Raw genomic sequence first — 19,280 nt, forward strand, 5'->3', positions numbered from 1 at the left:
TTCGGCAGTCAAGTTGAGCTATGCCGACTCAATGCTTGGGAGGGGCCGGATGTTCCCCGACGCGTGTTCGCTGTGAGCGATCTAGGACGAGGCGGGGAGTTCGCCCAGGTGAGAGGCGTGTTCGCGGCGTTGGCGCCGCAGCACCGGCCAGGTCGCGACACCGATCGCCAGGGCGATCGGGTGACCCCAGTTGGTCAACGGGTCGGTGAAGGCGAGCAGGTCCTGGAGCAGCATCCAGCCGAAGCCGGCCAGCAGCGGCACGCGCAGCCACAGCGAGAGCAGACCCGCCAGCGCGCCGACGCCGGCGGCGACGCCGAAGCTGACGCCGTAGTCGAGCCGGTGCAGGGAGCTGTCGGGCAGGTGCCCGGCCAGCACCGCGACCCCCACCGGGACCTCGGTCGCCAGCGTGGCCAGGACGTGCCCGAGCAGGAAGACACCGGCCGTGCGCAGGCCCCCGACCCGGCGCTCCAGCGCGGTCAGCACGAGCACGAGCCCGATCGCGTACGGCGAGGCCACCCCGCCCGCGACCCACAGCGCACTGCCCACCAGCACGAACTCCGGCGCCCGCACCAGGTGCGCCACATCGGTACTGGAGCCCTGGAGCAGGGCGTGCACCAGGGCGGGATCCGCGTGGGCGGAGATCAGCGAGGTGACGCCGAGCAGGACGGCGTACGCGAACGTGAACGGCGTGCCCGTGGGTGTGGGCAGCAACCGCCAGGGCCGTATCGCACCGAGCCGACGCCCGAGCCACGCCACCCACGCCGACACCGAGCCACCGGAAACCTCCGACCCACCCACCCCGACGCCCACGACCTCAACCAGGCCGATGCCTGCGGATTCACGCGTGCCAGTGCCCGTGGACTCACGCCTCCGGTTGCCTTCGAACCCCCGCGGGCCGGTGCCCGCAGGCCCCCAGGGCCCGCCGCCCGTCGCCAGCGGCGCACCGCTCTCGAGCACCTCGGTCCCCGGGGCAGGGCCGGTCAGGGGCTCGGTGTCCGCTGATGCCGAACCGCTGTCCGCCACGGAGCCCAGACCACCGTCCTCCGCGGAACCCGAACCACCGTCCGCCACGGAGCCCGAACCACCGTCCTCCGCGGAACCCGGGCCGCGCGCTCCGACGGTGCGCTGTCGCGGTACTCCGTCCAGCAGCCCGGCCCCGTCGGAAGCGGGCGGGGCCGCCGGTGTCGGGGTGGCCGCTGCGTCGGCCGGTACGGTGCGGTCCACGGGGGCGCTCCTTCCGTCACGTCAAAGCCTTCGCCACCCTCGCCCCACTGTCTGTGACACACGCCACGCGTGGGCCCCTTCACCGCAAGCGGCTCCCGGCCATGCGGAAATTCCCCGCGTCCCACATCCCGCGCCTGCCAGGATGCTCCCATGCGCACCTCGAACGACCCCCCTCACGTGCTGGACCGTCGCGAGGGCCCGCACGGCGAGGTCGTGCTGCGGCGGCACAGTGACCGGCTGGAGATCATCGCCAACGGCTGCTTCCTGATGGACACCTCCGACGGCCGCTCCGAGCGGCGACTGGTGGACGCGGCTCTGGAGGCCCTGACCGGCCGGACCCGCCCTGACGTGCTGATCGGCGGACTCGGCGTCGGCTTCTCCCTCGCGCACGCGGCGGCGGACCCGCGCTGGGGAGGGATCACGGTCGTGGAACGCGAGTCCGCGATAGTCGAATGGCATCGCGACGGCCCGCTCTCCGAGATCTCCGCCCGAGCCCTCGCCGACCCCCGCACGAGAATCGTCGAAACCGATCTCGTGGCCTACGTCAATGAGACATCCGACACGTACGACGCCCTCTGCCTCGACATCGACAACGGCCCCGACTGGACGGTCACCGAGGGCAACGAAAATCTCTACGGAGAAGCCGGACTGGCAGGCTGCGCAAGGGTGTTGAGACCTGGCGGGGTCCTGGCCGTCTGGTCCGCCCAACCCTCTCCGGAATTCGAAGAAACCTTGCGGAATGCCGGGTTCCAACAGGTGCGTACCGAAGAGATCCCGGTTGCCCGGGGCGTTCCGGACGTCGTGCACCTCGGCATCCGCCCTGGATAGCAAAGGTGTGCTGACTCCCCGTACGCTGCTCCTCTGACGCCGATCATTCAAGCGTCAATCGCACACCATGCGCAGGCACAGCCAGTCAGGAATCACCCCACTGATTCCGGAAAGCACACCCCAGGGGCGGGCGATGGAGCAGACACACACCTCCCACAACGGTTCGGCGACGGCTACCCCGGGCGCACAGCGCCGGGTCCTCGTCGTCGAGGACGACGCCACGATCGTGGATGCCATCGCGACCCGTCTGCGCGCCGAGGGATTCCTCGTGCAAACGGCGGGTGACGGTCCGGCCGCGGTCGACACGGCCGAGGCCTGGCAGCCCGACCTGCTGATCCTCGACATCATGCTGCCCGGCTTCGACGGTCTGGAGGTCTGCCGCCGCGTGCAGGCCGCCCGGCCGGTGCCGGTGATGATGCTCACCGCGCGCGACGACGAGACCGACATGCTGGTCGGGCTCGGGGTCGGCGCCGACGACTACATGACGAAGCCTTTCTCGATGCGGGAGCTGGCGGCACGTGTGCACGTGCTGCTGCGCCGCGTGGAGCGGGCCGCGCTCGCCGCCGCGACGCCGCGCAGCGGCATCCTGCGGCTCGGCGAGCTCGAGATCGACCACGCGCAGCGCCGGGTGCGGGTGCGGAGTGAGGATGTTCACCTCACGCCGACCGAGTTCGACCTGCTGGTGTGCCTGGCGAACACCCCGCGCGCCGTGCTCTCGCGCGAGCAGCTGCTCGCCGAGGTCTGGGACTGGGCGGACGCCTCCGGCACCCGCACGGTCGACAGCCACATCAAGGCGCTGCGCCGGAAGATCGGCGCCGAGCGGATCCGCACGGTGCACGGCGTGGGCTACGCCCTGGAGACCCCGACGCCATGAGCGGCGGGCCTGCCGCACGGCGAGGCCCCGGGGAGCCGGAACCCTGGGGCGGAGTGAGCCCGTTCTCGATCAAGACCAAGCTGGGTGCGCTGGTCGTCATCGCGGTGCTGATCACCACGGGCCTGTCGGTGATCGCGGTGCACACGAAGACGGAGCTGCGCTTCATCACGGTCTTCTCGATGATCGCCACACTCCTCATCACGCAGTTCGTGGCCCATTCGCTCACCGCGCCGCTGGATGAGATGACGGCCGTGGCCCGCTCCATCTCGCAGGGCGACTACACCCGCCGCACGCGGGAGAACCGCCGTGACGAGCTGGGCGACCTGGCCGTGACGATCAACGCCATGGCCGACGAGCTGGAGGCGCAGGACCGCCAGCGCAAGGAACTGGTGGCGAACGTCTCGCACGAGCTGCGCACCCCCATCGCGGGGCTCCGCGCGGTGCTGGAGAACATCGTCGACGGTGTCACGCAGGCCGACCCGGAGACGATGCGCACGGCCCTGAAGCAGACCGAGCGGCTCGGCCGGCTGGTGGAGACGCTGCTGGACCTGTCACGCCTGGACAACGGGGTCGTACCGCTGAAACAGCGGCGCTTCGAGGTGTGGCCGTACCTGTCCGGGGTGCTGAAGGAGGCCAACATGGTCGCCTCGGTGCGCGCGGGCATCGCCACCGGCTCGGGCAGTCACACCCGTACGGACGTCCATCTGCACCTCGACGTCCACCCGCCGGAGTTGACCGCGCACGCCGATCCGGAGCGCATCCACCAGGTCGTCGCCAACCTCATCGACAACGCGGTCAAGCACAGCCCGCCGCACGGCCGTGTGACGGTGAAGGCGCGGCGGGGCGTGCTCCCGGAGTCGCTGGAGCTGGAGGTCCTGGACGAGGGGCCCGGCATTCCGAAGTCCGAGTGGCACCGCGTCTTCGAGCGGTTCAACCGCGGCAGCGCCAAGCGGGCGCACGGGGCAGGCAGCGACGGTGGCACGGGACTCGGTCTCGCCATCGCCCGCTGGGCGGTGGATCTGCACGGCGGGCGGATCGGAGTGGCCGAATCCGAGCGAGGTTGCCGGATTCTTGTCACTCTTCCGGGACTTCCATCTGTGCCAAGTTGACGTAAAGTTCGAAGCGGAGCCACAAGATCCACGGGCGTCCGCGCTGACGGACACGTGTGATCAGGCACAGGCCCACGCCATCGGCGGGTGAGGCCGTGCCCCGCCTATCCCTTCTTAAGCGGAACCACGCTTGTTTCCCGCCATTTCAAGCCCCGAAACACGCTTCAAGATGTGACTTGCACGACGTTGCGCGGGCCCGACCTGACCTTCCCGGTCCGGGAGGCGTAGCCTTGATTCCCGCTGTCCATCATCTTGTGAAGCGGAAGAGGGCGGTTGCCGCCGTGTCGCCACAGTCCCCCAGTAACTCGAGCATCTCGACCGACACCGACCAAGCAGGGAAGAACCCCGCTGCGTCGTTCGGTGCCAACGAGTGGCTCGTCGACGAGATCTATCAGCAGTACCTCCAGGACCCGAATTCGGTAGACCGAGCCTGGTGGGACTTCTTCGCCGACTACAAGCCTGGGGCGGCCGCCGCCTCGGCTCCGGCGGGTACCGCGGCCGCGGGGGCCGCGGGGACCACCACCGCTCAGCCGGCCGCTCAGGCCGCTCCCGCCCAGCCTGCGGCCCCCGCCCAGGCCGCCGCGAAGCCCGCGGCCGCCGCGCCGGCTCCCGCCGAGGCGAAGCCCGCCGCGCAGGCCCCGGCCCAGGCCGCCGCCCCGGCGAAGGCCGCTCCGGCCGCCAAGCCGGCCGCTGCCAAGCCGGCCGCCGCCGCGAAGCCGAAGGCCGAGTCCGACGGCGCGGCCCCCTCGGGCCCCGAGCAGGTCGTGCTGCGCGGCCCCGCCGCCGCGGTCGCGAAGAACATGAACGCCTCCCTGGAGCTGCCCACGGCCACGTCCGTGCGCGCGGTCCCGGTGAAGCTGCTGTTCGACAACCGCATCGTCATCAACAACCACCTCAAGCGCGCCCGGGGCGGGAAGATCTCCTTCACGCACCTGATCGGGTACGCGATGGTGCAGGCCATCAAGGCCATGCCGTCGATGAACCACTCCTTCGCGGAGAAGGACGGCAAGCCGACCCTGGTCAAGCCGGAGCACGTCAACCTCGGCCTCGCCATCGACCTGGTCAAGCCGAACGGCGAGCGCCAGCTGGTCGTCGCGGCGATCAAGAAGGCCGAGACGCTGAACTTCTTCGAGTTCTGGCAGGCCTACGAGGACATCGTCCGTCGTGCTCGCGACAACAAGCTGACGATGGACGACTTCACCGGCGTCACGGTCTCCCTGACCAACCCCGGCGGCCTCGGCACGGTCCACTCGGTGCCGCGTCTGATGCCCGGCCAGTCCGTGATCATGGGTGTCGGCTCCATGGACTACCCGGCGGAGTTCCAGGGCACCTCCCAGGACACCCTGAACAAGCTCGGTATCTCCAAGGTCATGACGCTCACGTCGACCTACGACCACCGGGTGATCCAGGGCGCCGCCTCCGGCGAGTTCCTGCGCCAGGTCGCGAACCTCCTGCTCGGCGAGAACAACTTCTACGACGAGATCTTCGAGGCGCTGCGCATCCCCTACGAGCCGGTCCGCTGGCTCAAGGACATCGACGCCAGCCACGACGACGACGTCACGAAGGCCGCCCGCGTCTTCGAGCTGATCCACTCCTACCGGGTCCGCGGCCACGTCATGGCCGACACCGACCCGCTGGAGTACCAGCAGCGCAAGCACCCCGACCTGGACATCACCGAGCACGGCCTCACCCTGTGGGACCTGGAGCGCGAGTTCGCGGTCGGAGGCTTCTCCGGCAAGTCCCTGATGAAGCTGCGCGACATCCTCGGCGTGCTGCGCGACTCGTACTGCCGCACCACCGGCATCGAGTTCATGCACATCCAGGACCCCAAGCAGCGCAAGTGGATCCAGGACCGCATCGAGCGCCCGCACACCAAGCCGGAGCGCGAGGAGCAGCTGCGCATCCTGCGCCGGCTGAACGCGGCGGAGGCCTTCGAGACCTTCCTGCAGACCAAGTACGTCGGCCAGAAGCGCTTCAGCCTGGAGGGCGGCGAGTCCGTCATCCCGCTGCTCGACGCGGTGCTGGACTCGGCCGCCGAGTCCCGCCTGGACGAGGTCGTCATCGGCATGGCCCACCGCGGCCGGCTGAACGTCCTGGCGAACATCGTCGGCAAGTCGTACGCGCAGATCTTCCGCGAGTTCGAGGGCAACCTCGACCCGAAGTCGATGCACGGCTCCGGCGACGTGAAGTACCACCTGGGCGCCGAGGGCACCTTCACGGGCCTGGACGGCGAGCAGATCAAGGTCTCGCTCACCGCCAACCCCTCGCATCTGGAGGCGGTGGACCCGGTCCTGGAGGGCGTCGCGCGCGCCAAGCAGGACATCATCAACAAGGGCGGCACGGACTTCACGGTCCTGCCGGTGGCGATCCACGGCGACGCGGCCTTCGCGGGCCAGGGCGTGGTGGCCGAGACCCTGAACATGTCGCAGCTGCGCGGTTACCGCACCGGCGGCACGGTCCACATCGTCATCAACAACCAGGTCGGCTTCACGGCGGCTCCCGAGTCGTCGCGCTCCTCGATGTACGCCACGGACGTGGCCCGCATGATCGAGGCCCCGATCTTCCACGTGAACGGCGACGACCCCGAGGCGGTCGTGCGCGTCGCGCGCCTGGCCTTCGAGTTCCGCCAGGCGTTCAACAAGGACGTGGTGATCGACCTCATCTGCTACCGCCGCCGCGGTCACAACGAGTCGGACAACCCGGCCTTCACCCAGCCGCTGATGTACGACCTGATCGACAAGAAGCGCTCGGTGCGCAAGCTCTACACCGAGTCCCTCATCGGTCGCGGCGACATCACCCTGGAAGAGGCCGAGCAGGCGCTTCAGGACTACCAGGGCCAGCTGGAGAAGGTCTTCACGGAGGTCCGCGAGGCCACCTCGCAGCCGGCCGCCGCGGAGCCCACCGACCCGCAGGCCGAGTTCCCGGTCGCCGTGAACACCGCGGTGACCTCGGAGGTCATCAAGCGGATCGCCGAGTCGCAGGTCAACATCCCCGACCACATCACCGTCCACCCGCGTCTGCTGCCGCAGCTGCAGCGCCGGGCGGCGATGGTCGAGGACGGCACCATCGACTGGGGCATGGGCGAGACCCTCGCCATCGGCTCCCTCCTGCTGGAGGGCGTCCCGGTCCGCCTCGCGGGCCAGGACTCGCAGCGCGGTACGTTCGGCCAGCGCCACGCGGTCATCATCGACCGCACCACGGGCGACGAGTACACGCCGCTGCAGTACCTCTCCGAGGACCAGGCGCGGCTCAACGTCTACAACTCCCTCCTCTCCGAGTACGCGGCGATGGGCTTCGAGTACGGCTACTCGCTGGCCCGCCCCGAGGCGCTCGTGATGTGGGAGGCGCAGTTCGGCGACTTCGTCAACGGCGCCCAGACGGTGGTGGACGAGTTCATCTCGTCGGCCGAGCAGAAGTGGGCCCAGACGTCCGGCGTCGTCCTGCTCCTGCCGCACGGCTACGAGGGCCAGGGCCCGGACCACTCGTCCGCCCGCCCGGAGCGCTTCCTCCAGATGTGCGCGCAGAACAACATGACGGTCGCCATGCCGACGTCGCCGTCGAACTACTTCCACCTCCTGCGGTGGCAGGTGCACAACCCGCACCACAAGCCGCTGGTGGTCTTCACGCCGAAGTCGATGCTGCGCCTGAAGGCCGCGGCGGCGAAGGCGGAGGAGTTCACGACGGGCCAGTTCCAGCCGGTCATCGGCGACGCGTCGGTGGACCCGGCCGCGGTCAAGAAGGTCGTCTTCTGCGCCGGCAAGGTCTACTACGACCTGGAGGCCGAGCGTCAGAAGCGCGGCGTCACGGACACGGCGATCATCCGCATCGAGCGCCTGTACCCGCTGCCGGGTGCCGAGCTCCAGGCAGAGATCAAGAAGTACCCGAACGCCGAGAAGTACCTGTGGGTCCAGGAGGAGCCGGCGAACCAGGGTGCCTGGCCGTTCATCGCGCTCAACCTGATCGACCACCTGGACCTGGCGGTCGGCGCGGACGTCCCGCACGGCGAGCGGCTGCGGCGCATCTCGCGTCCGCACTCCTCGTCCCCGGCGGTGGGTTCCGCGAAGCGGCACCAGGCCGAGCAGGAGCAGTTGGTGCGTGAGGTGTTCGAGGCGTGAGCCTCTGAGCACGGGTAGCTACGAAGGGCCCGGCCCCGGTTTGTCCCGGGGGCGGGCCCTTCGTCATGAGGTGTGGGTCTCCTCGGGGCCCTCGGGGGCGTAGTAGACGGTGAGGTCACGGCCCCATACGTCCGCCTCGCCACCGAGGTCGTTGCGGAACCGCAAACCCCGGATGCGGGCCAGGAGTTCGAGCACACTGCTCGACTTCACAAGCTCGCCTTCCAGCGCCCGATGGATCGCCAGACAGGTCGCGTGGCTGGTGGCGCGGCACCACAGGATGAGCGGGTAACCGAGCGAATGTGCCTCCTCCGCCGCCGCTGCGGGCGGCTGAGGGACGATGTGAGGGCACAGAAGGGGGACAGCGCCGGCGGGGGCCTCGCTCAGGCGGTCACGGGCGTCGGGGCGCCGGAGAGCACCTCTGGCCTCGGACAGCCGCACGCCGCTCAGAGGGCCGCGCGACACAGCGGCCCAGCGTTCCACCCTCTGTGGCCCTCGCAGCTCGGGCCCGGTGCCGCGGACGAAGACGTTGCACTGCGTCCGCAGGGGAAGGTCCGGCGTCCAGTCCTCGACCCCGACACGCCAGATCAGATCCATGGGGAGCCGGTATTCCACCATGGCCCTGCGCCGGCTGGTGTCGGCACGGCTCAGCGCGTGCTCCAGGTGTGATGCCAGCTCTGGCACGGGCTGGCCGAGGGCCCTGAACCTCCCTGACGCGTCGTGCAGCCTGTCTTCCCCCTGCACTGCCTGGAGACGCCAGGCGAAGGCACCGGCCTCCCATGAGAGGCCGATACGGATATGGCACTCGTGGACAGCGGCCGGGCGCGTGAGTTCCTGTTCGACGAACCGCCGCCGTTCCGCCGACAGGACGGTGCGTGCCTGTTGCTCGATCCAGGCGCGCAGGGCGTCCAGGCCCGAGGACCGGCCTTGGCCGACGAGGAGGGACCAGATCCGCAGGACGTACATCACGACGGCGCCGAAGGACTCCGCCGCCCACAGGTGTCCGGCACCGTCTCTCCAGCTGCCGAGCGGATGGGGAAACGTCGACGCACTTGCCGGGAACGGGATCAGCGCCGTCACCGTCCGGGGATCCGAGGGCGGGTCCAGCTCGGCCAGGAGGGCGTACAGGGCGATCCTGTCCGGCATCGGGGGCGTGGCGTCGTTCGTCCCCCGTCCCGCGTGAGCCCGGTCATGTGCGCGGACGATGTTGTGCCACAGCTGGGCGTCGCGGCCCTCCCGCAGGCACAGGTCCCGCAGGGTCTCGATCCGAACGGCGTTCGGCCTGCCCGTGGGCGCCTGGGGCGCCGTGACGACTCCGACGAGCGAACGGCGCTCTCGGCTGAGCAGCGGTGCGCCGACGATCTCACCGGTGGGCGGGGAGTGGCGGAGGGAGATGCCGGGCATGCCCGGTTGTCCTTCGGCACCGGTGTGGTAGCCGATCAGCTCCCGGCGGTCCGACAGCATCGGGGGGAAGTACAGCGTGAGGTCCTCGCTCCGGGTCGGCGGGCTGTCCGAGAGCCACAGGCAGGCGGTGTGGGGCACCGTGTTCTGCACGTCCAGCAGCGCCAGCTCCCCGGTGACAGACAGGAGGTCGACGGGATGCCGGGTTCCGCGGAACGTGGTGATGGTCCCCCGGCTTCGCTCGGATTCGGCATAGGACAGCGGCTCCACCAGCCGCGCGGCGGTGACGACGACCCCCGGCGCGAGGAAGAAGCCGGTACCGTGGCGGTCTCCGACCTCCACCTGGACCACGGCCTCGGCCACAGCCTCCTCGAACTCGCGATTCGGGGTGGGAGCGGGAAATTCGGGAGCGTCGAAGCTCGGCCACGGCATGGTGTTGAATCCGGCGGGCCACGTCTCCCTGCGCGAGGTGATCAGGACGTGCCCACCGGTCGGCAGTTCGGGCACGGTCCCCGAGTCTTCCCAGCCGTCCCACACGATGAGCCACTTCAGGGCTGTTTCCCGCAGCACCCGGCCCAGCTCGTCGAGGAGCGTGTCCGAGTCACCGGTGACCGGCAGCCCCAGTTCACCTGCGAGTTGGACGAGCCGCCGGACGCTGCGTCGAGGCGTCGCGTCGTGGATCCACCAGACGATGTCGTAGTCGGAGATGTGGCGATGCACGTACTCGATGGCCAGAGTGGTCTTCCCCGCGCCCGGCGGTCCCACCACCACGCAGGCGGCGCCGCCGGAGCCGAGCCTGCGGGCCACCTGCTGCACCAGGGCGTCGGGCACGGTCGACTCCGGGTCGTGGGGGGGCACCCCGTCGAAGATCCGGCGCGGCCCCGGGAACCGTGCAGTCGCGACCGGGACGCCGGGGGCCTTACCGAGTGCGAACAGCAGCAGCGCCTCGGCATCGGCGGCAGAGGTGTACCACAAGGGCCTGGCCTTCATCTCCCGCACCCACGAGTCGGGGTCGGTTCGCGTCACCGTGAAAGCGAGGAGTCGCCCGGCCTGTTGCCCGTGGACCAGCGGTGAAGCGCTGGCGAGGTCGAGCCCCGCGTACGACCTGCCGATGAGTACCACCAGACGCCGCTCCGCGCGCCCTGTCAGCCGCTCCCGGACGTGGCTCGGCAGGGCTGTGAAGGAGACCGCCCGCAGCGACACCTCCCACTGGCGGGCGGCCAGCACCTGGGCCGCCCACACAGCCCACGCCTCGTCCTCCGACGCGTACACGAGGTCGATGACCTCCGTCTTCTGCCGTTCACGCGCTCCGAACCGCCCCGCGACCAGCGCCGACACCTCGGCGAACGCATCCGGTACGGCCCCGGCGTCCCCGTCCTCGGCCGCGGCCTCCCGTCCGCTGATCCGCGCCAGCGCGAGGGCCGGGAAGTTGCGCGCCCGGCGGCCGAAGTGGCGGTCGACGTACTCGCCGCAGTGCTTGAGGACCAGCAGGGCGTCCCCGCGGGGCAGCAGCCGCAGCAGTGCCTCGCGGACGCCGGGCCGGAAGTCGTACCAGCCCTCCTCCGGGGCACGCCGCAGCAGTCCGCTCAGCAGCACCTCGGCCAGGACCGTCGGCCCCGACCGGGGCTGCATCGTGCGCTGGACGAGTTGCATCACGGGGAGCGTGAGCGGCACCGCGGAGAAGGAGACCGCCAGGTGCACCGCCTGCCGGGAGGCCGTGCGGCGGAACGTGCGTACGAGGGTCTCGGCGTCGGCGTCGGGTGCTGTGGCGCGCGTGGGCGACTCCGGGTGGTCGGCCCGTACCCAGGCCGCGGCCGCGGGCAGAGCCAGTCCTCTGCTGCCCGCGAGCAGCCGGGCCCAGGTGCCGAGTGCGGTCCGGGCCAGGGACACCACGGGGACGGGCAGCGCGCCCGTCGGCACCTCGCCGTCGGCGGGCGTGAAGTCCAGCCGTGCGCCGAGACCTTCCCGGCGGCGCAGGGTGCCGGGCAGCGCCGGCAGATGCGTGCGCCGCCACATGCGCTGGGGCAGGGGCTGTACGACGGCCACCGGCGCCGCCTGGCCCCAGTGGTGCAGCAGCCGCTGCATGCCGCCGGAACGCCACAACGGCCCGGCGCAGTCGCTGAGCACCAGCGTCAGCTGCCGTCCGGTCGGGTCACGCAGCTGCTCGGCGGCACGCACCGCGCGGTTGCCGTCCCGGCTGGTCGCGGCCACGAGCCGGCCGTCCTCGCCCTCGCGGACGTGGTGCACGGTCACCTCGCGGAAGGCGCCCAGACCCGCGCAGATCTGGCGCAGTTCCTCAAGTGCCGTGTCCCATACGCCGGTCGAGCTGGACACGTCCATCAGCAGCCGGAGGCGGGCCTCCCGGCGTGTGGTCGCGCGCAGCACGGGCAGGAGCAGCCGTGTCTCGGCGGCCCGCTCCGCCGTGGCCTGCTCGTCGAGGTGCAGGGCGGGCGTGCGGACGGGCGGGCGGTAGTGCTGGAGCGGGCGCAGGGCGCGCTGGAGGACGAGGGACTGCGGAAGCGCCGTGGCCATGGGTACGCGGATCCGGACGAAGTCGGCGTCCGCGTCGGCCGGCCCGGTGGAGGGCCCGCCGTCCGGGGCGGGGCGCTCGGCGTGCAGACGGGTGCGGGTGGCAGGCTCGACGGGCGCGGGTGACGCGGTGCTCTGCGTGTACCAGGCCGGAGGCGTGTAATCGAGCTGGAATTCGCCCGGGTCGGGCTCCAGCTCGTCCCTGTCGTGGGAACGCACCTGCGCGCGTCCCACGTACCGCGCGAGCCACAGTGTCTCGGCGAGTTCCCGCGCGGAGGGTTCGGTGCCGAGCGCGCGGAGCCGTTCGGCGAGTTCACCCAGCCGCCCGTCCGGCGCGGCCATCAGCGGGTACCGGTCCCGTGGTCGCCGTGGTCGAGGGGGCGCATCAGCAGTTCGGCGAGGCGCTGGCGGTCCGGCTCCCTGTCGCGTACGGCTTCCTGGGTGAGGTAGATGGCGTTGAGGAGCTGGTCTGCCGCGCGGAGCGCGCCGGGGGCGGAGCTCAGGAACGTGCGGATCAGTGCGTCGTTGCGGGCCGCGTCCTCGTCACCGAAGTGGGCGCTGACCATGGCGCCGAGGCGGGCCTCGCCCCAGGAGTCGTTGCGCGGCGAGGGAAGGTCGAGGTGCAGGCAGCGGCGCAGCAGCGGGGCGGGGAAGTCGCGCTCGCCGTTGCTGGTCATGACCACGACGGGAAAGGCCCGGCAGCGCACGCGTCCGCCCCGTACCGGGGCGCTCTCGTCGTCGTCGGTGAGGACCTTCACCTCGCTCTGGCGGCCGGCGACGCGCTGCAGTTCGGGGATGCGGAACTCGCCCTCCTCCAGGGCGTTCAGCAGGTCGTTGGGCAGGTCGATGTCGCTCTTGTCCAGCTCGTCCACGAGCAGCACCCGGGGGCGCTCGTAGGGAAGCAGGGCGGTGCCGAGCGGGCCGAGCCTGATGTACTCGCCGATGTCCTTGTGGGACTCGCCGCGCAGCTTGGCCATCTGGGTGTCCTGGAGACGGGCGATGGCGTCGTAGGTGTAGAGGCCGTCACGCAGGGTCGAGCGGCTGACGATGGGCCACTGCAGGACCCTGCCGAGTCCCAGTTCGTACGCGATGGCGTGGGCAAGGGTGGACTTGCCGGAGCCGGGGTCGCCGGTCACCAGCAGGGGGCGGCGCAGATAGATGGCGGCGTTGATCAGTTCCAGTTCCTCGGGTCGCCAGGCGAGGCCGCGGTCGCGGCTGCCGAGGCGGCGGAGGGACTCGGTGCCCAGCGGCGGCAGCGAGGGGAGGGCGGGGCCGCCGTCGAAGTCGCGCCAGGGCGGCGGGGCGGGCAGTGCGGAGATCCCGTCGTGCGGTTCACCGGTGCCCCGGTAGATGTGCCACTGCGTCTCGGGGTTCTCGGTCACGGGGACTCCAGCAGGTCGTCGCAGAGAGGGATCGGGCGCCGGGGATCGTCGTAGAAGAGGGCGAGGTGTTCGGCCCAGTCGGCGTCCGCGTCGGCCTGGCTGACGCGTTCGCGCAAGGTGCGCAGGCGCTCGGGCAGGGTGGTGGCGCGGCCCGCGGAGCCGAGCAGCTCGGCCGCCCTGTCGTGCAGTTCGAGGCAGTCGGGTCCGCAGCCGTGCGCGTGCTCCGCCCGCTGGCTCCACAGGATGACGCCGTACCCCTCGGCGATCGCGTGGGACAGGGTCGCGGCGCTCTCCGCGGGCGGGCGGCACAGCACCGGCACCGCGCCCGGCGGCGCGTCGGTCAGCGCCCGTGGGGCGTAGGCGTCCGAGGGCACCGGCAGCGCCTTGGGTTCGCCCTCGGCGACCCCGTGCCACCGCTCGCGCCATACGTCGAGCGGTTCGCCCCGGCGCTTCAGGCAGCGCAGCACGACCTGGCGGTGCACTCCGAAGGGCCGCTCGGCGGGGTGGGGTCGCAGGCTGCGCACGACCGGGCTCGGCCGCCACAGGTGGACGTCAACCCCGAAGTGCTCGACGGGCAGGGCGAGTTCCAGCCTGGCCCGCCGGTCGGTGTCGAGCCGGCCGAAGGCGCGCGACAGCGGCTCGTTCAGAAGGTGGGGCAGGTCGGCGAGGGGGACGCCTTCCCCATCGGTGTCCTGGTCCAGGGCGCGTGCCGTGTCGGGGCCGCCGGTCCAGGTCCAGATCCGCCAGTGGAAGCGGTCGTGCGGACGGAACAGGTCGGGTTCCAGTTCGACCGCCACGACGGGCCCCTCTTCGTCGGCACCGCGGGGGTCAAGGACGACTGCCACCGACGGCACCGCGCAGGCGTCGGCTTCGCCCCGTGCGCCGATCCCGGGCGCCCATGCCGTCACCCCCATCAGCAGGGCCCTCAGGTGGTACGGCAACTGCTCGGCGCGGCGCTCCACCCACCGCTCCAGAGCCGCCGCGGCGCCCGGAGCTCGCTGCGCGCACGCCCTGGCGACGACCCGCAGGTAGTGCAGCGACACGATGTCGGGGCCCTCCGAGTGGTCGTAGAGCCAGCCCTGCCCGTCCCGCCAGTCCTGCGGGGCCGTGTCGTCCTCCCACAGCGGTTCGTCGCCCAGGACCCGCTCGATCAGCCCCTGCAGCTCGGCCGACGAGTCCGGCGGGGGCAGTGCGGCGAGCAGCGCACAGGCGTCGGCGCTGTCCCGAGGCCCCCAGCGGCGCTCTCGCGCCGAGCACTGGTCGTCCTGCGCCCTGACCCAGGACAGGGCGCCGCGGGCCCGCTGGTGCCAGGTGTCGTGGGCACGGATCAGCTCCGCGTACGGGTCGTTGCCCAGGCTGCGCTCGTCGCCCACCGGCACGGCCCTCCGGAAGCCCCGCAGCGCGGTGACCGCCACGGCCAGACCACCGTCCTTCCCGGTACGCCGCGCCTTGACGACGCCCGCCACCAGGCCCCGCTCACGGTCGAGCAGGGGCCCGCCGGAGGCGCCGTGCGGGATCTCCACCAGGGGCGCGAGCGTCAGTCCGTGCGCTCCGTCCTTGCCGTTGCATTCGGTCTGGCCCTTCCAGCGCTGGGGCGCGCCCCCGTTCGGCACGCGCCAGCCGTGGGCGGTGACGGCGAGGGGTGCGTCGTAGCGGTCGGTGAGCCGCACGCACGCGTGGTCCGCCGGATCGATCAGGCGTATGAGGGCCAGGTCCTGGTCCGGGTCGGTGCCACCGCCGAGCCAGTACGCCAGCCGGCCACGCGCGTCTAGCCGGTCGTGGCCGCGGATCCGTAACGGGCCGCCCTCCTCCGGCACCCGCGACGGGCCGCCCTGGTCCGGCTCCCGGGCCGGGCGCAGGACATGGGCACAGGTCAGTACCCATCCCGGTGCGACGAAGAAACCGCTGCCCCACAGCGTGTCCGGGGCGCCCTCCGGCCCGATCCGTACCGTGGCGCGCAGGAGCAGCGCCTCCAGCCTGGCGGTCATGCCGTCGTGGTGCTCTGCCCGTCGGCGTCGGGGGTGGTCTCGTCGTCGCCCCCGGCTCGCCAGGTGAGGGTGATGGACAGGGCCGCCTTTGCCTCGCCGTCGGCTAGCAGGGCGACGGCCTTGCCCGGCTTGACGGCGAGTTCGACACCGAAGGTGGCGCTGACCTCGTCGGGGCTGACGGCGCGTGCCGCCCGCAGCACGGCGTTGCCCACGCCGCTGACCAGTTCGTTCAGCTGGTCGATACGGGCCGCCATGTGGTCGAGCGCCCCCACGTCCTCGTACGAGAACTCGTCCGTGCCGCCGGGGACCTCCGCCGGGTCGAGCACGCTGACGCGCGCCAGTACCGTGCCGCCGCCGGGCAGCTCGATCTCCTGAATCCTGCGGTGGTCCATGGTGCCCCCCGTGCCGTCTAACAGGACAACTTCCGTCGCCCGGCGCGGCATTCGGGCCTCGCGCCTGCGCGTGGAGTCATTGTGCCGTGCGATCACGCCCGTGTACGGCGGTTGCGTCAGGTGAGGGCACGGAATCGGTGCGCCTAACCTGGAGACGTACGACCCCGGCCCCAGGCCCAGCCCCAGGAGAGCACCCGTGTACTTCACCGACCGAGGCATCGAGGAACTCGAGAAGCGTCGCGGCGAGGAGGAGGTCACCTTCGAGTGGCTCGCCGAGCAGCTGCGGACGTTCGTCGATCTCAACCCCGACTTCGAGGTGCCGGTGGAGCGGCTGGCGACGTGGCTGGCCCGGCTGGACGACGAGGACGACGAGTAGGGCCGGCTTGACTCGAAGGGGCGCCTGCGGGCGCCCCCTCTCCGTTTTTGCCCCTCGGCAGGAGTGTCTTGACTTTCCGCGAGCGCGATATATCGTGAAGTTACGAGACGCGATATGGCGCGTCTGGCGTCCGCTCTGTCGCAGGAGGTCTGCACCATGTCCGAGTGGTCCGTGGCACAGCCGCAGAAGCTCACCTTCGACGAGCCGGTGAGCGAACTCCACGTGCGCCTGGTCAACGGAACGGTGAACGTGGTGGGCACCGACGAAGGTTCCGCCCGCCTGGAGGTCGCCGAGATCGAGGGGCCGCCCCTGATGGTGGCCCACCAGGACGGCACCCTGACGGTGGCCTACGAGGACCTGCCCTGGAAGGGCTTCCTCAAGTGGCTGGACCGCAAGGGCTGGCGCCGCAGCGCCGTGGTCTCCCTGGCCGTCCCGGCCGGTACGCGGGTCGAGGTGGGAGTGGTCGGCGCCGCGGCGGTGATCTCCGGGATCGAGGGATCCTCGGTGGTGAAGGGGGTCACCGGGGACACGACCCTCGTGGGGCTCTCCGGCCCGGTCCGCGCCGACACGGTCTCGGGCAACGTGGAAGCCCAGGCCGTCACCGGCGACCTGCGGTTCAACTCCGTCTCCGGCGACCTCACGGTCGTCGAGGGCTCCGGTTCCTCCGTACGGGCCGAGTCGGTCAGCGGCTCCATGATCGTCGACCTCGACCCGGAGGGCCCCACGGACGTGCGGCTGACCAGTGTCTCGGGCGAGATCGCCATCCGGCTGCCGTACCCGGCGGACGCGGAGGTCGAGGCCAACACGGCGAGCGGCGCCGTGACCAACGCCTTCGAGGATCTGCGGGTGCACGGCCAGTGGGGCGCCCACAAGATCACGGGCCGCCTCGGCGCGGGCAACGGCACACTGCGGGCCACCACCGTCTCCGGCTCCATCGCCCTGCTGCGCCGCCCCGCCGCGGAGGACGAGGGCGACGCACCGCGGGAGGCCCCGCGGCCCGGCACCGGCGGCTCGCCGACCGACCCGACCGACGACCCGCAGGCCGGCTCGGGAGACAATTCCGTCTCCGACCGGGGCGCCGGCGCCACCAGCGTCCCGGCCGACGGCATGACCGACAAGAAGGTGCTCTGACATGCCCCCCGTCTTCGCCCACGGCCGCCTCCGCCTCTACCTGCTGAAGCTGCTGGACGAGGCCCCCCGCCACGGCTACGAGGTGATCCGCCTGCTGGAGGAGCGCTTCCAGGGGCTGTACGCACCGTCGGCGGGCACGGTCTACCCGCGCCTGGCCAAGCTGGAGGCCGAGGGCCTGGTCACCCACACCACCGAGGGCGGCCGCAAGGTCTACTCGATCACGGACGCGGGCCGCGCCGAACTGGCCGACCGCAGCGGCGAGCTGGCCGACCTGGAGCTGGAGATCCGGGAGTCGGTCGCGGAACTGGCGGCGGAGATCCGCGCCGACGTCCGCGGGGCCGCGGGCGACCTGCGCCGCGAGATGCGCGCCGCGGCCACCGAGGCCCGCCGGGGCACCGGCACCGGATCTCGCGGCACGGAGGACACCGTTCTCGGGGACTCCGCGAACCACGGCGACAAGGAGGCCTGGCGCATCGCGAAGGAGGAGATGCGGCGCGCCAGGCAGGAGTGGAAGGAACAGGCCAGGCGCGCCAAGGACGAGAGCCGCCGCGCCCGCGAGGACGCCCAGCGCGCCCGCCGCCAGGCCAAGGAGGCCCAGGAGCAGGCCCGCGCCCAGGCGCAGGAGCAGGTGCAGCGCATCGCCCGCCGGGTCCAGGACCAGGTACAGGACCACTTCGCGCGCGGCGACTGGCCGACGGGACTGCGCGAAGGCCTGAGCGAACTGGCCAAGGAGGTCGGTGAGTTCGGCAAGGACTTCGGTTTCGACTGGACGGGCAGCGGCAAGCCGGCCTCGCAGCCGGAGCACTCACAGCCCGTCGCCGAGGAGTTCCCGGCCGCCTACGAACCGGCCTGGGCCCACGAGGACGCCGCGGACTCCACCGGCGACCCGGCCCGCGACCTGGACCGCCTGCTCGACCGTTTCCGGGACGACATCCGCGACGCGGCCCGCGACCACGGCGTCACGTCCGACCAGCTGCGCGACGCCCGCCGCCACCTCTCGACGGCCGCGGCCCACATAGGAGCGCTGCTGCGCGGCCCCGGGAAGTAGCCGGGCGGGGGCACCGGCCGGGGCGACACCCTTCACCCGGCCTTGGCCTCGCCGCCCCCGTACAGCACCCGCGTCAGGGACTCGTAGGTCACCCCGTGGTCGGCGAGAACCTCGGCCGGCACACCGGGGCGCGCGGTCAGGGCCAGCAGTAGGTGCTCGTCACCGATGTGCCGGTCGCGCCGGGCGAGAGCAACCCGCAAGGAGTGCTCCAGGACCCCCTTGGCAGCCCGCCCGAAGGAGGGCCGCCCCGACCACCACCGCTTGTCCTGCGTGTCACCGGCCATGGCGCCGACCCCGTGCACCTCCTCCACCCGGGCCACGATCTCCGCCACATCGATCCCGAGCCCGGAGAGCGCGTCAGCCTCGGCCCGCGACAGTCCGGCACGCCGCCGCGCCTGACGCAGCGCCTCCCGTACGGACTCCCTCCGCTCACCGAGCCCCAGGGCACTGAGCGCGAAGGAGCCGCGGCTCGCCTCCCGGTCCAGGAGAGCGAGCAACAGATGCTCCGGCTCCACACACCGCCCGCCCCCTCCCCCATCGACATACGCGAACGCACCCTTCACGACGTCCCGGGCGTCTTTCGTGAACCGCTCGAACATCAATGCCTCCCGTACTTCTTGTGCACGGCCTGCCTGCTCACACCGAGTTCGGTGGCGATCTCCTGCCACGACCAGCCCTGATTGCGCGCGTTGCGCACCTGCACGGCTTCCAGCTGCTCCAGCAGCCGGCGCAGCGCGGCGACGGCCCGCAGGCCGACCCGTGGATCACGGTCGCCCGCGCGCTCGGCCAGATCGGTTGCTTCGGTCATGGCGTCAACCTACGTTGACACTCCGCTCGCGTCAACCCAAGTTGACATGCAAAACGGCCGGTCCAAGAACGGACCGAC

The 19,280-nt window shown here is 71.6% G+C and carries 14 protein-coding genes; 7 read left to right on the plus strand and 7 right to left on the minus strand.

Going from position 1 to position 19,280, the window contains the following annotated elements; genetic code table 11:
* Nucleotides 1-81: 81 nt before the first annotated feature.
* Nucleotides 82-1,224 (minus strand): rhomboid-like protein, encoded by a 1,143-nt coding sequence (locus ABEA82_RS38645; protein ID WP_425588485.1) that lies wholly within the window; start codon nt 1,222-1,224, stop codon nt 82-84.
* 150 nt (nt 1,225-1,374) lie between these two features.
* Between ABEA82_RS38645 and ABEA82_RS05745 the strand changes: the two genes are divergently transcribed.
* The 4 genes from ABEA82_RS05745 to ABEA82_RS05760 all read left to right on the plus strand — a co-directional run bounded on the left by ABEA82_RS05745 (nt 1,375) and on the right by ABEA82_RS05760 (nt 8,150).
* Complete coding sequence (locus ABEA82_RS05745; RefSeq protein ID WP_345660279.1) at nt 1,375-2,052, plus strand: spermine/spermidine synthase domain-containing protein; 678 nt, start codon at nt 1,375-1,377, stop codon at nt 2,050-2,052.
* 133 nt (nt 2,053-2,185) lie between these two features.
* Nucleotides 2,186-2,926, plus strand: a complete 741-nt coding sequence (locus ABEA82_RS05750) for a response regulator transcription factor (RefSeq protein ID WP_003992913.1) — start codon at nt 2,186-2,188, stop codon at nt 2,924-2,926.
* The gene (locus ABEA82_RS05755) at nt 2,923-4,035 is read left to right on the plus strand and encodes a sensor histidine kinase (RefSeq protein WP_345660280.1); all 1,113 of its coding nucleotides are present in this window, start codon (nt 2,923-2,925) and stop codon (nt 4,033-4,035) included. Before ABEA82_RS05750 ends, ABEA82_RS05755 begins: the two co-directional genes overlap by 4 nt.
* A gap of 281 nt (nt 4,036-4,316) precedes the next feature.
* Entirely contained in the window at nt 4,317-8,150 is a 3,834-nt protein-coding gene (locus ABEA82_RS05760; protein WP_345660281.1) for a multifunctional oxoglutarate decarboxylase/oxoglutarate dehydrogenase thiamine pyrophosphate-binding subunit/dihydrolipoyllysine-residue succinyltransferase subunit, read from the plus strand.
* 63 nt (nt 8,151-8,213) lie between these two features.
* On the opposite strand, the gene ABEA82_RS05765 is transcribed toward ABEA82_RS05760, so the two are convergent.
* The 4 genes from ABEA82_RS05765 to ABEA82_RS05780 are packed head-to-tail and all read right to left on the minus strand — an operon-like array spanning nt 8,214 to nt 15,839.
* A complete protein-coding gene (locus tag ABEA82_RS05765; protein WP_345660282.1) occupies nt 8,214-12,419 on the minus strand; it encodes an SAV_2336 N-terminal domain-related protein in 4,206 nt (1,401 codons plus the stop codon).
* Nucleotides 12,419-13,459 (minus strand): AAA family ATPase, encoded by a 1,041-nt coding sequence (locus ABEA82_RS05770; protein ID WP_345660283.1) that lies wholly within the window; start codon nt 13,457-13,459, stop codon nt 12,419-12,421. Before ABEA82_RS05770 ends, ABEA82_RS05765 begins: the two co-directional genes overlap by 1 nt.
* Entirely contained in the window at nt 13,456-15,447 is a 1,992-nt protein-coding gene (locus ABEA82_RS05775) for a VMAP-C domain-containing protein (protein WP_345660284.1), read from the minus strand. Before ABEA82_RS05775 ends, ABEA82_RS05770 begins: the two co-directional genes overlap by 4 nt.
* The gene (locus ABEA82_RS05780) at nt 15,444-15,839 is read right to left on the minus strand and encodes a CU044_2847 family protein (protein WP_345660285.1); all 396 of its coding nucleotides are present in this window, start codon (nt 15,837-15,839) and stop codon (nt 15,444-15,446) included. Before ABEA82_RS05780 ends, ABEA82_RS05775 begins: the two co-directional genes overlap by 4 nt.
* A 196-nt stretch (nt 15,840-16,035) precedes the next feature.
* Here ABEA82_RS05780 and ABEA82_RS05785 point away from each other — a divergent pair, with 196 nt between their 5' ends.
* From ABEA82_RS05785 to ABEA82_RS05795, 3 genes are all read left to right on the plus strand, one after another.
* Nucleotides 16,036-16,215 (plus strand): DUF6104 family protein, encoded by a 180-nt coding sequence (locus ABEA82_RS05785; RefSeq protein WP_003992906.1) that lies wholly within the window; start codon nt 16,036-16,038, stop codon nt 16,213-16,215.
* A 156-nt stretch (nt 16,216-16,371) separates the two neighbouring features.
* A complete protein-coding gene (locus ABEA82_RS05790) occupies nt 16,372-17,346 on the plus strand; it encodes a DUF4097 family beta strand repeat-containing protein (RefSeq protein WP_345660286.1) in 975 nt (324 codons plus the stop codon).
* A gap of 1 nt (nt 17,347) precedes the next feature.
* A complete protein-coding gene (locus ABEA82_RS05795) occupies nt 17,348-18,394 on the plus strand; it encodes a PadR family transcriptional regulator (protein WP_345660287.1) in 1,047 nt (348 codons plus the stop codon).
* Nucleotides 18,395-18,426: 32 nt separating this feature from the next.
* Here ABEA82_RS05795 and ABEA82_RS05800 read toward each other — a convergent pair whose 3' ends face one another.
* Both ABEA82_RS05800 and ABEA82_RS05805 read right to left on the minus strand, forming a co-directional pair.
* On the minus strand, nt 18,427-18,993 hold the full coding sequence (locus ABEA82_RS05800; protein WP_345660288.1) for a Clp protease N-terminal domain-containing protein: 567 nt from the start codon (nt 18,991-18,993) through the stop codon (nt 18,427-18,429).
* Nucleotides 18,993-19,202, minus strand: a complete 210-nt coding sequence (locus ABEA82_RS05805; protein WP_003992902.1) for an HTH domain-containing protein — start codon at nt 19,200-19,202, stop codon at nt 18,993-18,995. Before ABEA82_RS05805 ends, ABEA82_RS05800 begins: the two co-directional genes overlap by 1 nt.
* Nucleotides 19,203-19,280 lie beyond the last annotated feature (78 nt).

Origin of the sequence: Streptomyces venetus (genome assembly GCF_039540295.1) — a bacterium.
Lineage (GTDB): Bacteria > Actinomycetota > Actinomycetes > Streptomycetales > Streptomycetaceae > Streptomyces > Streptomyces venetus.